This window comes from Roseicyclus sp. (genome assembly GCF_965662675.1).
In the GTDB taxonomy this organism is placed as follows: Bacteria; Pseudomonadota; Alphaproteobacteria; order Rhodobacterales; family Rhodobacteraceae; genus Roseicyclus.
Window position 1 is genome coordinate 1 of sequence record NZ_CBFIIK010000067.1, and the last position, 14,386, is coordinate 14,386.

Consider the following 14,386-nt stretch of genomic DNA (forward strand, 5'->3'; position numbering starts at 1 on the left):
CGCTGTTGGTGGGCGATCCGGGCGTCGGCAAAACCGCCATCGCTGAAGGTCTGGCCAAAAAGATCGTCGAGGGTGAAACCCCCGAGGTCTTGGCAAACTCCACGATCTATTCGCTCGACATGGGCGCGCTTTTGGCCGGAACCCGCTATCGCGGCGATTTCGAAGAACGGCTCAAGGCCGTGGTCAACGAGCTTGAAGAACATCCCGATGCGATCTTGTTCATCGACGAGATCCATACCGTCATCGGTGCAGGTGCGACCAGCGGCGGGGCGATGGATGCCTCCAACCTGCTCAAACCGGCCCTTCAGGGCGGCAAGTTGCGCTGCATGGGATCGACCACCTACAAGGAATTCCGCCAGCACTTCGAAAAGGATCGCGCGCTGTCGCGCCGGTTCCAAAAGATCGATGTGAACGAACCTTCGGTCGAAGACACGATCAAGATCCTCAAGGGTCTCAAGCCCTATTTCGAGGAACATCACGGGCTGAAATACACCGCCGACGCGATCAAGGCGGCGGTGGAACTTTCCGCGCGCTACATCAATGACCGCAAGCTGCCCGACAAGGCCATCGATGTCATCGATGAGGCCGGCGCAGCCCAGCATCTTGTCACTGAGAGCAAGCGCCGCAAGACGCTTGGCGCCAAGGAAATCGAAGAGGTCGTGGCCAAGATCGCGCGTATCCCGCCCAAGAACGTCTCCAAGGATGATGCAAGCGTACTCAAGGATCTTGAGGTGACGCTCAAGCGCGTGGTCTTTGGCCAGGATACCGCGATCGAGGCCTTGGCAAGCGCCATCAAGCTGGCGCGTGCGGGTCTGCGCGAGCCGGAAAAGCCCATCGGCAATTATCTGTTCGCGGGCCCCACCGGCGTCGGCAAGACCGAGGTGGCGAAGCAACTGGCCGATACGCTGGGCGTGCAACTTCTGCGCTTCGACATGTCGGAATACATGGAAAAGCACGCGGTTTCTCGCCTGATCGGCGCGCCGCCCGGCTATGTGGGCTTTGACCAAGGTGGGCTTTTGACCGACGGGATCGACCAGCATCCGCATTGTGTTTTGCTGCTTGATGAGATCGAGAAAGCCCATCCCGACGTCTTCAACATCTTGTTGCAGGTCATGGATCACGGCACGCTGACCGACCATAACGGACGCAAGGTCGATTTCCGCAACGTGATCTTGATCATGACATCGAACGCAGGCGCGGCCGATATGCAAAAAGCCGCCATCGGTTTCGGCCGCGACAAGCGCGAGGGCGAGGATACGGCCGCGATCGAACGCACCTTCACGCCGGAATTCCGTAACCGTCTGGATGCCGTCATCTCCTTCGGCTCGCTGCCCAAAGAAGTGATCATGCAGGTGGTCGAGAAATTCGTCCTGCAACTCGAAGCGCAGCTGATGGATCGCAACGTGACCATCGAACTGACGCCCGAGGCTGCCGCTTGGCTGGGTGATGCGGGCTATGATGACCGCATGGGCGCGCGCCCGCTTGGCCGCGTGATCCAAGAGCACATCAAGAAGCCCTTGGCCGAAGAATTGCTGTTCGGTGCGCTTGCCAAGGGCGGTAATGTCCGGGTCGGCGTCAAGGACAACAAGATCGACCTACAGATCGAGGCACCCGGAACGCCACGCATCAGCGCCAAGAAGCCCCCTCTTTTGACCGCTGATTGATCACCCGCGGCCATATCGACCAAAGGCCCGGCATCTTGCGCATGCCGGGCCTTTTTCTTTTCCGCCGATGCGATAAGCTGACCATATGCGCCATTTTTTCCTAGTTCTTTCCGTTTTCGCGTTGCCCGTTGCCGCACAAGATGCGCCGCAACTGCTTTTCCCGGTCGATTGCACCTTGGGCGAGACCTGTTTCTTACAACAATTCGTTGATCACGACCCCGGCCCCGCCGCGCGCGATTTCGCCTGCGGGCCGCAGAGCTATGATGGCCATACCGGCACCGATATCCGCACGGTCGATATGGCCGGGATGGCGGCGGGCCTCGTGGTACGGGCGGCCGCCGATGGGGTGGTGCGTGCCATTCGCGACGGGGTGCCCGATGGCGGCACCCCGACGATGGCCGAGGGGCAGGGATGCGGCAATGGCCTTGTCATCACCCATGCCGATGGCTGGGAGACGCAATATTGCCACCTGATGCAGGGCTCGATCAGCGTGGCTGCAGGTGACAGCGTCAGCGCGGGCGCGACCCTTGGCCTGATCGGCTATTCGGGGCGGACGGAATTTCCGCATCTGGAGTTCATCTTGCGCCATGAGGGGCGAGTGGTCGACCCTTTTGCGCCAAGTGCCAACGGCACCTGCGGCACGGGTGAGGCGGCGCTGTGGGCCACCCCCCTGCCCCATGTGCCGGGCGAGATCCTTTCAGCGGGTTTTGCCCCGGATGTGCCCGCATTCGACGCGATCAAGACCGGCGCCGCCGATCATGGGCAGATCGCCAGCGGCGATCCGGCGCTTGTGCTTTGGGCCTATGTCCACAGCGCGCGCAATGGCGATCTCTTGCGGCTGCGCATCACCAATGCACAGGGTGCCGAGATTCATGCCCAAGACGTCATGCTTGAGCGGACGCAGGCGCAATTGTTCCGTGCAACGGGGCGACGCACCCCGGCCACGGGCTGGCCACCGGGCCTTTATATCGGAGAGGTCACACTGATCCGCGATGGCACAAGCCGGATCGACCACCACATCACACGCATGGTGATCACGCCCTGAGAGGCGTGCCCTAGCGCTCGGTCAGCTTCAACTCGATCCGGCGGTTCTGCGCCCGACCCTCCGCGGTGTCATTGGTGGCGACCGGATTATACTCGCCGAACCCCGTCGCCGCCAAACGGGTCGTCGGAAACCCCAGCTCTTCGGACAGATATCGCACCACCGACAGCGCGCGGGCTTGGCTGAGTTCCCAATTCGAGGCGAAATCGCCATCGCCGCGCAGCGGGCGGTTGTCGGTATGCCCATCCACACGCAAAATCCAGTCGATCGCCTCCGGGATTTCGCCCGCCACTTCGTTCAACAGGCTTGCGACATTGGCGATCTGGGCCAAGCCAGCCGGGGCCAAGTCGGCGGACCCGACTTCGAACAGCACCTCCGAGGAAAAGACGAAGCGGTCGCCCTCGATATTCACGCCCTCGCGCCCTTCCAGCAGGCTGCGCAAGCGCCCGAAGAACTCCGAACGAAAACGTTCCAACTCCTGCGCTTCGGCGGCAAGGCGCGCAGCCTCGGCTGCTTCTAGATCGGCGACGCGGGATTGCTCACGCGCCAATTGCTGCTGTTCGGCCGCGACGCGGGCGAGCGCTGCGTTCAACTGCGTCCCGAGATTGGCGATCTGTACCTCGGCCGCCGCATCGCGTTCGGCAGACTCATCAAGCAAGCCTTGCAAGGCGCCCAATTGCTGGCGAAGTGCAGCGACCTGTTCGTTCAACAGCGCGACCTGTCGCTGACTTTCCGCACTCGCCGCCTCGGCGGTGGCAAGCTGGGCATTGGCGACGGCCAAAAGCGCTGCCTGACGCTCGGCTTCGGTCATGGCGGCGGCGCGGGCTGCATCGGCCGCGGCCAAATCGGCGGCCGATGCTTGTGCGGCGGCCAAAAGCGTCAAGGTCTCTTCGGCGCGGCGGCGCTGTTCCTCGAGTGCCAGCGTCATCGCGGTCAGTTCCGCATCTGCATCTTCCAGCCGCGCGCGCAGCGCCGCGGCGGCGGCGGCGTCGAGCAGACGGTTCGCCTCGGCCTCCGAAAGCGTGGTCTCCAGCGTCGCGATTTGCGCGTCGCGGTTGGTGGCATCACGCTCCAGATCGGCGATCAGCGCCTCAAGTGCGGCGCGGCGGGCGGCGGCAAGTCGGGCTTCTTCGGCGGCGGCGTCGATCTCGCTGCGGGCTGTGGCCACGGCCAGTTCCAACGCCTCGGCGGCACTCAGGCTTTCGGCCAGTTCCGCGCTGACCCGGTCACGATCGGCGCTCAATGATGTATTGGCCGCAATCAATGAGGCCACTTGCGCCTCGAAATCGGCGATTAGCGCAGCTTGGGCGGCCAACTCGCCTTGCGCCGTGGTCAAGCTGCTCGACAGTGTCGCGACGCGGCTTTCAAGGCTGGTGGCGCGCGCTTCTTCCAGCCCCAAGGCTTGCGACAGCGCGTTCAGCTGCGCGTTCAGACTGTTCAACTCATCGTCTTGGTTGTTGATCTCTTCGGACAGGACGAATTGCACCACCATGAAGATGGTCAAGACGAAGATCATCACCATCAAAAGCGCCGTGATCGCATCGACGAAGCCCGGCCAGATGGCGCCCGAAACGCGGTTACCGGCGCGGCGCTGAAAGGCCATTGCCGCTTACCCCCCGCTCGGCCCGCGCGGCTGGCGGGCAGGTGCGCGGGCAGCGGCGACCAGATCGCGCAGGGCTTGCGTCAGATCGGTGATATCGCGGCGGAGCAGCAGGATTTCGGCATCGCGCGTAGCGCCAAGATCTTCGTGGATCTTGAGCAGCTGCACATCGATAGATCGCAGGCGCGCGCGGCTTTCATCGTCGATGGCGGAGGTGCTTTGCATCGTGGCCAAGACCTCGATCAATTGCTCTTGACCCGCGGCCAGCCGTTCGGTTGCGGCGAAAGGGGTCTGACCAAGCTGGCCCGCCAAACCTTCGATCGCACCGGCCAAATGCATCATCCGCGCTTCCGTCTCGGCGCGGCGGGCCTCGGATTGGGAAAAGAGCGATTGCAGCGTTTCGACCTGATCGACCATGTGATCGAGCACGGTCGCAATGGCGCTGCGATCGACACCGCCCTCGCCCTCGCCACCGGCAAGGCTGACCCGCGTGATCGAGGCCAGCCATTCTTCCAGCTCGCGGTAAAAACGGTTCTGGCCGTGGCCGGCGTAAAGCTCCAGCAATCCAACGACCAACGAACCTGCAAGACCCAATAGCGACGAGGCAAAGGCCGTGCCCATGCCGCCCAGTTGGTCCTCAAGCCCATCCATCAAACGCCCGAAGACCGCCAGACCCTCTTCGCCCTCGGCCGGCTGCAGCGAGCGGATGGTATCGACCACCGCCGGAACCGTTGTGGCAAGGCCAAAGAAGGTGCCCAAAAGTCCAAGGAAAATCAGCAGATTGGCAAGGTAACGCGTGATGTCGCGGCTTTCTTCCATCCGCGAACCGACGGAATCGAGGATTGACCGCGCCGCAGGCCCCGTAACCTGCATGCCGCGTCCGCGCACCCGCGCGATCCCGGTCATCGCCGCCAAAAGCCGCGGTGGCCGTTCGGTCGCATCTTGCGGAGCGTTACCGGCGATCGCCTCGATCCATGTGATCGAGGAGAAAAGCTGGAACACCTGCATGTAACAGGCCAAGACACCCACGACGAACACGATGCCAATGGTCCCATTCAGCACAGGTGACGCCAAGAACACCGGCTGCACCGCAGGCCAGATCACCACACCGCCCACGATCACCGCCGCACAGATAAGCGCCATCAGCACGATCTGGCGCGTCGGTCGCGTGATATGCGTGAGGCGCTTTTCCGCGCCCATGTCTTCTCTGCTCGCCATGGCTCCGGCCCGGTTCTTTCTGTGCGCGGTCAATCTACAGCGATGGGCGCAATATGCCAATGCATGACGCGCCTAGCCTGTCTTGATCTCGCGAACGCGCGCGACCAGCCAATCCAGATCGGGATCGGGCAGCCCTAAAAGGTGAAGCTGCCGGGCGGTATTTTCGAGATATTCATCATTGGGTCCGCGTCCGCCCATCGCATGCGCGATGATCTGGGCCTGTGTCTCAAGCGGCCATGTGCAATATTGGTCGTGCTGGGGATCGATCACATAGGTCAGCACATCCTCCAAGGTCGCGCCGCAATCCAAGGTGACGCTTTGACGGGTCTCCAGATAAGCCGATGAGACCAGTTCGCGTTCGCGCAAATAGGCCAAGGTCGCGTCGGCCGCGCCATCGGCCACGCGAAAGGCAACGCCGTGGCATACCCCATCGGCGGCCCGGTCAAGCGCCAGAACCAAGCCCGGCGCCTCGGGCGTACCGCGGTGATGGATCGAGGTCATGCAAAAACTGCGCCGCCAGCCATGCAGGCGCGCTTGGCGGGTCTCGGCCACGGCAAAGCCGGGGTTCCACAAGAGCGAGCCATAGCCGAACACCCAAAGATCCTGCATGGCCCTGTTCTCCCGCATGGTCAGTCGTGCCTTGGGCGGCTATACCGAAAGCTGCAGGGCGGCGGTAGGTATGGCATGAAGCGGATCTTGGTCATTGTGATGGTCATCGGCACGCTCGGCGTGGCCGCTTGGTTCGGCTGGGCTGCATTCAGCAAGCGCGCCATCGAAAGCTGGTTCGCCGCGCGCGTTGCCGAAGGTTGGCAGGTCGCGGCCGACGACATCACCGTCACCGGCTTTCCCCTATCCTTCGAGACGCGGCTGGCCGGGCTGATGCTGGCCGATCCCGCGACGGGGCTGGCATGGACCGCGCCCGATTTCACCTTGCGATACCCGTCATGGGATCTGTCCCGCATCACCGCGATCTGGCCGCAAAGCCATATGATCGCCTCGCCGGACGAGCGGCTGACGATCACCGCCGAGGCGTTGTTTTCCATCCTCGATGTCACGCCCAGCGCGCGCATGGCGTTGGCGGGCTCGCAAACCCGGATGCGGGGCCTTGCCATCGCCAGTTCGCAAGGCTGGCAAAGCCAGCTTGCCGAAGGGCAGATCGACATGATCCGCCAAGACGGGGCCGATGCGCGCTATGATATCCGCTTTTCAGCAACCGACCTCGTGCCGGCCGAACAGGTGGCCAAGCTGCTCGATCCGGGCGGCATCTTGCCCCCGGCGATCCCCGTGGTCAGCGCCACCGCCCTGATTGATTTCGACCGTCCGTGGGACATCGGCGCGATCGAGGCGCTGCGCCCACAACCCCGGCGCATCGATTTGACCGAGGCGCGCGCCGAATGGGGCGCGCTGACGCTGCGGCTGTCGGGCGCACTCGACATCGACGCCGAGGGCCGCCCCACGGGCGAGGTCGCGATCCGCGCGCAGAACTGGCCCGAGATGCTCGCCATGGCCGAGCGTGCGGGGCTGTTGCCGCCCAGCTTGCGGCAAACGGCGGAAAGCGCGCTTGGCTTTTTGGCCGCACTGTCGGGGCGGCGCGAGGATCTGGATGTGACCTTGCGCATGGATCAGGGGTTCGTGTTCCTTGGCCCGCTTCCCATTGGCGAGGGCCCAAGGATCAGACTGCGCTAACGGCAAAACGGCCCGCCACGATGGCGTGCCACATCGAAGTGGAAGTGATCGCGGTGGAAACGGTCCGATTCCGGCCCTAGCACGGTGCCGAACGGCCCACAGGCCCCGCGATGCAGATCGCGCAAGATGCCGCCCTCGCGCCGGGTGCGCCAATCGGTGAGCACCGTCAACTCAGTCCCATCAGCAAGTCCGATCCCTGCAATGTCGATGGCATTGCCGCGCGCATGCTCGGACAACCGCGCGCCGGGCTGGTTGTTGCGGGTTCGGCACGCATAAGAGGCCACAACCCGCAGCGACCGCACCCCACCGCCGTAGCGCCCGACCTCCGGCACGAGGCTTTGGCGCACCCATTGCTGCAAAGCGCGCGCCGTATCGCAATTGATGGTCGCCGGGCTGGACAGCGCGATCCCATCGACTTCGCGCAGCAAGATCGGCTCGACGATGCCGCAGCCCCCTGTCCCGGTGTAGATCGGGGCCAGCCTGTCACCCGCCAGACCGCGCTGACCGCAAAGCCGCCCGCGCTGAACGGTCGGGGCGACCGAGGCGGTGGTGGTGCGCGGCGCTGTGCCTGCGCGCGGTCGGGCAAGATCGGCGGGGCGCAAATCGGGGCGCAACGAGCGCGGCACGGCCAAGGCGCTGGTACCCGGCGCGATGGCGATGACCGCCGCGACCGGGCGTTGCGGCTGGGATGGCGTCGGCCGCAACGAAGGTCTGGCCGAGGCTGCGGGCGCATTGGGCCCCGCGACCACGGCGATGCGTACCGGTGACGGCGCCTCTTCAGGCGCGATTGGCGCGTCTGCCGCAGCGGGGCGAAATTCGGGACGCGGCGAGCGATCGGGCGCATTCGCCATCACCGGATGGGTCACCAACACCGCCAGCGCAAGCGCTGCGTATCTGGCGGCACGCCTCACCTTTCGGTCGGTTCGCGCTTCACCTTCACGCGCCCGAAATCGGGGGCGTCCGTATCCTGACCTGCCTCGATAATGCCGCGACGTATAGCGCGAGTACGGGTAAAATACGCGTGAAGGTGGTCGCCATCGCCACGCCGAATGGCGCGCTGCAGGGCGAACAATTCTTCGGTGAAGCGACCCAAAATCTCAAGGGTCGCCTCCTTGTTGGTCAGGAACACATCCCGCCACATGGTCGGGTCGCTGGCCGCGATCCGGGTAAAGTCGCGGAACCCCGCGGCTGAATACTTGATCACTTCGCTATCGGTCACGCGACGCAAATCATCGGCCACACCCACCATCGTATAGGCGATCAGGTGCGGCGTATGGCTGGTGACGGCCAGGACGAGGTCGTGATGATCGGCGTCCATCTCTTCGACCCGTGCACCGCAGCCTTCCCACAGCGCCCGCAGCTTTGCGGTGGCCTCCGGGTCGGTGCCGGGTTCGGGCGTCAAAAGCACATAGCGGTTGTCGAATAATTCGGCGAAGCCTGCGCGCGGCCCCGAATGCTCGGTCCCCGCCAGCGGGTGGGCCGGCACGAAATGCACGCCTTGGGGGATATGGGAGCCGACTTGGGTGATCACATCGCGCTTGACCGAACCGACATCGGTCACGGTCGACCCTTGCGCCAGATGCGGCGCGATCTCGGCGGCGACCGCGCCCATCGCACCGGGCGGCACGCAAAGCACGACGAGATCGGCGCCTTGCACCGCCTCGGCCGCAGTTTCCGCGATCCGGTCGCAAAGCCCGATCTCGGCGGCGATGGCGCGTGACTCAGCCGAACGGGCAGTGCCCACGATCTCACCGGCAAGCCCCGCGCGCCGCATCGCATGGGCCATCGACCCCGCGATCAGGCCCAGTCCGATCAGGGCCACACGGTTGTAGATCACGCTCATGCCGCCCCCCGGAATTCCGCCAAAGCGGCCAGAACGCGGTCATTATCCGCGGGGCGGCCCACGGTGATACGCAAGGCTTCGGGGAAGCCATAGCTTTTGGGGTGGCGCACGATGATGCCTTGCGCATTCAGATGGGCATCAGCAGCCAGCGCCGTGGCCGCATCCGCGAAACGGGCCAATACGAAATTGGCGTGGCTGTCGTCGCAGCCGATCCCAAGCTGGCGCAACCCACCCACCAGCCGCGCGCGCTCATCGGCATTGACGCGCAGGCATTCGGCCACCCAGTCACGGTCGCCGATCGCGGCCTCGGCCCCTGCCAAGGCCACGCCAGACAGGTTGAAGGGGCCGCGAATGCGGTTCAACACATCGATGATCGCGCGGGGGCCATAGCCATAGCCCACACGCAACCCCCCCAAGCCATAAGCCTTGGAGAAGGTGCGCGTCATCACGACATTGGCGCGGCTGCCGGCAAGTGCCGCGCCGCCATCATAACCATCGACAAACTCCGCATAAGCCCCATCCAGCACCAAGATGCAGCTTTCGGGCAGCCCGTCGGCCAGCCGCGTGATCTGGTCCATCGGCAGAAAGGTCGCGGTGGGATTGGCGGGATTGGCGATAAAGACAAGCGCCGTATCCGGCCCCGCGCGCGCAAGGATCGCATCCACATCGACAACCCGCTCATGCTCGGGCACTTCGACAGGTGTGGCGCCTGCTGCCAATGCGCTGATGCGGTACATGGCGAACCCATGTTCGGTATGCATCACCTCTTGCCCCGGCCCGGCATAGGCTTGGCACAGGAAATGGATGATCTCGTCCGATCCGACGCCACAGATGATCCGCTCGGCATCCAGCCCTTCGACCGCGGCGATAGCCGCGCGCAGGGCGGCGTGATCCGTCGAAGGGTAGCGGTGGCTGTCACCAAGCGCCCCGGTCATTGCCGCTAGGGCCTTGGGCGAGGGACCAAAGGGGTTCTCATTGGAGCTGAGCTTCAGCGGCGCGTCATGGCCCGCAAGTGCCGACTGCCCGCCCTGATAGAGCGCGATCTCGAGGATACCGGGTTGTGGGCGGATCGGGGCGGACATGAGGGGCACCGGGCTTGGGTTGTTGACGGAATTCTCTAGCGAGCTTCGCGGCATATGAAAACCGCATTCAGTAAAAGCTTTGCGGGTCGATATCGACCGATAGCCGCAGCTTGGCGCTTTGCCGGATGGGCGCGATCCATTGCGCGATGGCCGCTTGTAGCGCCGCGCCCTTGGGGGCCTTGACCAAAAGCCGCACCCGGTGGCGGCCCCGCACCCGCGCGATGGGGGCGGGTGCCGGGCCATAAACAATCGCACCCACCGCACGCAGCGCGCCATCATTGCGCGCAAGCCGTGTGCCCAGATCGAACGCCGCCGTGGCATCATCGCCCGAGATGATGATCCCCGCCAGACGCCCATAGGGCGGCATGCCCGTCGCCTCGCGCTCGGCGGCCTCGGCGCGCCAAAAGCCCTCCTCGTCGCCCGACAGGATGGCGCGGATCACCGGGTGTTCGGGTTGAAAGCTTTGCAAAAGCGCCAAGCCCGGCGCCTCGGCCCGGCCCGCGCGGCCCGAGACCTGCCGCATCAGCTGGAATGTGCGTTCCGCCGCGCGCAGATCGCTGCCTTGCAGCCCCAGATCGGCGTCGATCACGCCCACCAGCGTCAGGCGCGGGAAATTATGCCCTTTGGCGACAAGCTGGGTACCGATAATGATGTCGGTCTGGCCGCTTGCGATCTCTTCGATCTGCGCCTTGAGCGCGCGCGCCGAGCCGAACAGATCGGAGGACAAGATCGCCAGATTGGCCTCTGGAAAGACGCGCGCGGCTTCTTCGGCGATACGTTCCACCCCCGGCCCGATGGCGGCCATTTTGCCTGTGACGCCACAAGAAGGGCAGGTTTCTGGCAGGGGCTTGCTCTCGCCGCATTGGTGACAGATGAGCCGTTTTTGAAAGCGATGCTCGACCATGCGCGCATCGCAATGATCGCAACCCACCTGCACCCCACAGGCCCGGCACAAGGTCACCGGCGCATATCCGCGACGGTTGAGAAACAAGAGCGCCTGCTCGCCGCGCTCCAACCGGGCGCGCACCTCTGATTGCAGGCTGGGGGAAATCCACGCCTGCCCCGGCAGATCCTCGGCCCGCATGTCGATCGCGCGCATCTGCGGCAGCACGGCGGCCCCGAAGCGGGCGGTCAGATCGAGGCGCGCATATTTGCCCGCATCGGCATTGGCCCAGCTTTCCAGTGATGGCGTAGCCGAGGCCAAGACCACCTGCGCCCCGTTGAGCGAGGCGCGCAGGACCGTCATATCGCGTGCATTGTAAAGCGCGCCTTCCTCTTGCTTATACGAGCTGTCATGTTCCTCATCGACGACGATCAGCCCCAGATCGCGGAAGGGCAAAAACAGCGCCGAGCGCGCACCGACGACCAGCTGCGCCTCGCCCTGACCGATCATCCGCCATGCGCGGCGGCGTTCTGTCATGGTGACGCCTGAATGCCATTCGGCGGGGCGCGCGCCGAAACGCGCCTCGACGCGGTTCAGGAATTCCGATGTCAGGGCGATCTCGGGCAAAAGCACCAGCGCTTGCCGCCCCATGCGCAGACATTCTGCCACCGCTTCCAGATAGACCTCGGTCTTGCCCGAACCGGTGACCCCCTTGAGCAGCGTGGTGCCGTAGCGACCGCTTCGCAGCCCGGCACGCAGCGCATCGGCGGCGGCTTGTTGATCATCGGTCAGCGGTTTGCCGGGCAGATCGGGATCAAGCGGCAAAAATGGCGCATCGCGCGGCGTATCGACCTCGACCACGGCACCCTGGGCGGCCAGACCTTTGACGACCGATGCCGTCACCCCCGCCAGATCGGCCAATTCCTTGAGGGTGAAGCCCAGCCCGCCATATTCGACCAAGGTGGCGATGACACGCGCGCGCGCATCGGTCATGCGGTCGGGCTGGCCCTGGCCCAGCCGGTAGATCTTGCGCATCGAAGGCGGGTCTGACAGCCCCGGCACACGGGTAGCCAGCCGCAACATCTGCGACAAGGGTGTGAGCGTATAGGCCCCCGCTTTTTCGAGGAACGCGCGCAATTCCTCTCGCATCGGCGCGGCATCGAGAACCCGTGTGATGGCCCGGATCTTGGATGAATCCCAATCGCCGCGCCCCGCCCCCCAAACCACGCCCAACACTTTGCGCGGCCCGAGCGGCACCTCGACGAAGGCCCCCAAGAAGCAGCCCCCCTGCGGCGCACGATAATCCAACACCCGGTCGAGGGGTTCTGGCGTCAGGACACCGACAAGGGCGCCTTCCTCGAAATAGCTGTCGGTCATGCCTTCCCGCCCGGGGGTCGCTGCGCTAGAAGCCTCTCAACTCACCATGACCTTCGCCAGAAAGGAAGGGCCGCCATGAAATTCTTTCTCGATCCCGCCGATGTCGACGCGATCCGCGAACTCAACGATCTTGGCATGGTCGATGGGGTCACCACCAACCCCTCGATCATCGCCAAATCGGGCCGCGACATCAAGGAAGTGACCGCCGAAATCTGTGCCCTGATCCCCGGCAAGCCGGTCTCGGCCGAGACCGTGGCGCTGGATGCCGACGGCATGATCGCCGAGGGGCGTGAACTGGCAAAGATTGCCGACAACATCACCATCAAGGTGCCGCTGACTTGGGCCGGGCTGAAGGCCTGCAAGGTGCTGACGGGCGAGGGCCGGATGGTCAATGTCACGCTGTGCTTCTCGGCCAACCAGGCACTTTTGGCGGCCAAGGCGGGTGCCACCTTCATCTCGCCCTTCGTCGGACGCTTGGACGATATCAATATCGATGGCATGGAATTGATTGCCGAGATCCGCCAGATCTACGACAATTACGACTTCCCCACAGAGATCCTCACAGCCTCGATCCGGACCGTGAACCATATGAAAGAGGCGGCACTATTGGGCGCCGATGTGGCAACTGCGCCACCCGCAGTGATCAAATCCATGGCAAATCACGTTCTGACCGATAAGGGGCTGGACGCCTTTTTGCAGGATTGGGCAAAAACAGGGCAGAAAATCCTGTAACTTTGATGTAAAGTTCGGGCGCAACGATAATAAAACCATGAGGCCGTCCCCGTGAGCAGCGTTGAAGCCAGCGATCTTTCTTCCAATGCAACCGAAGATTGGCGGGCCCGGGCCCTTGCGGACCCGGACCTGATCCTTGACGACCGCGACCTGATGCGGGCGCTCATTGCCGCCAATGACCGGCAGATGGGTGGCAATATCGTTGATATGCGCGGCATCGCGATGGAGCGGCTGGAAAACCGGCTGGACCGGCTGGAAGATACCCATCGCTCGGTGATCGCGGCGGCCTATGAAAATCTCGCGGGCACCAACCAGATCCACCGCGCGATCCTCAAGCTGCTCGACCAGCTTGATTTCGAAAGCTATCTCAAGGCGCTCGGCACCGATGTCGCCAGCACGCTGCGCGTCGATCGCATCCGCCTTGTGCTGGAAAGCGCCGAGGCCACGGCAACCGCCGCGCCGCATGTCCAAAAGCTCGAGGATGTGCTGACCATCGTCGCACCGGGATTTGTTGAAAGCTACATCACATCGGGCCGCGCGGTGCCGCATCGTCAGGTGACGCTGCGCCAAGTGGGCGATGGCAGTGCGCTGATTTTCGGGGCCGATGCAGCTTGGATCAAATCCGAGGCGCTGTTGCTGCTCGATCTTGGTCCCGGTCGCCTGCCCGCCATGCTGATCATGGGTGCCGAAGACCCCCATCAGTTCCGCCCAAGCCAAGGCACCGATCTGTTGACCTTTTTCGCCGGTGTATTCGAGCGCCAGATGCGACGCTGGCTGGGATAGGTCACCATGACCCTCGCGCTCAGCCCCGCGGTGCGCGACCTGCTGGAAAGCTGGCTGATCCAACTGGGCAGCTTGGCAAACCGCGCCGATACCACGATCGACGCTTATGGGCGGGACCTGACGGATTTCCTAGATTTTCAGGCCCAGCATGCCGGTGATGTCCTCAGCCCCGCCATGCTTCGCGATCTGTCGCTGGGCGAGATGCGCGCTTGGATGGCTGCGCAGCGTGGGCGCGGCGTGGGCTCACGCTCGCTGGCGCGGCGGCTATCGGCGGTGAAATCCTTTTTCCGCTGGTGGTCTGAACGCGAGGGTTTCGATGCGACCGCGATCTTGTCGATGCGCAGCCCCAAACATGGCCGCCGCCTGCCCCGCCCGCTGTCAGTGGATGGGGCCAAGGCGCTCATCGCGGCGGTGGGCGAGAATGACGCGCGCGATTGGGTCGCCGCGCGCGATGTCGCCATCTTGATGCTGCTTTA

General features: G+C 64.2%; 13 protein-coding genes. 6 read left to right on the plus strand and 7 right to left on the minus strand.

The genetic code is table 11. The annotated features are described in order from the left end of the window. Positions 1-1,664 (plus strand): AAA family ATPase (locus tag ACTG4J_RS10440; RefSeq protein ID WP_439139315.1); only part of this gene is annotated, 1,664 nt, incomplete at its 5' end. An 85-nt stretch (positions 1,665-1,749) separates the two neighbouring features. Beyond that, complete coding sequence (locus tag ACTG4J_RS10445) at positions 1,750-2,709, plus strand: M23 family metallopeptidase (protein WP_439139317.1); 960 nt, start codon at positions 1,750-1,752, stop codon at positions 2,707-2,709. Between the two features lie 10 nt (positions 2,710-2,719). On the opposite strand, the gene ACTG4J_RS10450 is transcribed toward ACTG4J_RS10445, so the two are convergent. The 3 genes from ACTG4J_RS10450 to ACTG4J_RS10460 form a co-directional block, all read right to left on the minus strand. Beyond that, positions 2,720-4,309 (minus strand): peptidoglycan -binding protein, encoded by a 1,590-nt coding sequence (locus tag ACTG4J_RS10450; RefSeq protein ID WP_439139319.1) that lies wholly within the window; start codon positions 4,307-4,309, stop codon positions 2,720-2,722. Between the two features lie 6 nt (positions 4,310-4,315). Then, entirely contained in the window at positions 4,316-5,524 is a 1,209-nt protein-coding gene (locus ACTG4J_RS10455) for a biopolymer transporter ExbB (RefSeq protein ID WP_439139320.1), read from the minus strand. A gap of 72 nt (positions 5,525-5,596) precedes the next feature. Next, positions 5,597-6,133, minus strand: coding sequence for a gamma-glutamylcyclotransferase (locus ACTG4J_RS10460; RefSeq protein WP_439139322.1), 537 nt, complete (start codon positions 6,131-6,133; stop codon positions 5,597-5,599). Between the two features lie 75 nt (positions 6,134-6,208). Here ACTG4J_RS10460 and ACTG4J_RS10465 point away from each other — a divergent pair, with 75 nt between their 5' ends. Next, a complete protein-coding gene (locus tag ACTG4J_RS10465; protein WP_439139324.1) occupies positions 6,209-7,210 on the plus strand; it encodes a DUF2125 domain-containing protein in 1,002 nt (333 codons plus the stop codon). Here the strand turns inward: ACTG4J_RS10465 and ACTG4J_RS10470 are convergent. The 4 genes from ACTG4J_RS10470 to ACTG4J_RS10485 form a co-directional block, all read right to left on the minus strand. Beyond that, positions 7,207-8,061, minus strand: coding sequence for an extensin family protein (locus ACTG4J_RS10470; RefSeq protein ID WP_439139326.1), 855 nt, complete (start codon positions 8,059-8,061; stop codon positions 7,207-7,209). The genes ACTG4J_RS10465 and ACTG4J_RS10470 overlap by 4 nt on opposite strands. A 56-nt stretch (positions 8,062-8,117) precedes the next feature. Beyond that, the gene (locus tag ACTG4J_RS10475) at positions 8,118-9,053 is read right to left on the minus strand and encodes a prephenate/arogenate dehydrogenase family protein (RefSeq protein WP_439139328.1); all 936 of its coding nucleotides are present in this window, start codon (positions 9,051-9,053) and stop codon (positions 8,118-8,120) included. Further along, complete coding sequence (hisC, locus tag ACTG4J_RS10480; RefSeq protein WP_439139330.1) at positions 9,050-10,135, minus strand: histidinol-phosphate transaminase; 1,086 nt, start codon at positions 10,133-10,135, stop codon at positions 9,050-9,052. Before hisC ends, ACTG4J_RS10475 begins: the two co-directional genes overlap by 4 nt. Positions 10,136-10,202: 67 nt before the next feature. Further along, positions 10,203-12,395: a primosomal protein N' gene (locus tag ACTG4J_RS10485; protein ID WP_439139332.1), complete on the minus strand. Its 2,193-nt coding sequence runs from the start codon at positions 12,393-12,395 to the stop codon at positions 10,203-10,205. 75 nt (positions 12,396-12,470) lie between these two features. Here ACTG4J_RS10485 and fsa point away from each other — a divergent pair, with 75 nt between their 5' ends. The 3 genes from fsa to ACTG4J_RS10500 form a co-directional block, all read left to right on the plus strand. Next, entirely contained in the window at positions 12,471-13,127 is a 657-nt protein-coding gene (gene fsa / locus ACTG4J_RS10490) for a fructose-6-phosphate aldolase (protein ID WP_439139333.1), read from the plus strand. Between the two features lie 129 nt (positions 13,128-13,256). Further along, a complete protein-coding gene (locus tag ACTG4J_RS10495) occupies positions 13,257-13,910 on the plus strand; it encodes a DUF484 family protein (protein ID WP_439139337.1) in 654 nt (217 codons plus the stop codon). A gap of 6 nt (positions 13,911-13,916) precedes the next feature. Continuing rightward, on the plus strand, positions 13,917-14,386 hold a 470-nt coding region (locus ACTG4J_RS10500; protein WP_439139335.1), incomplete at its 3' end, for a site-specific integrase.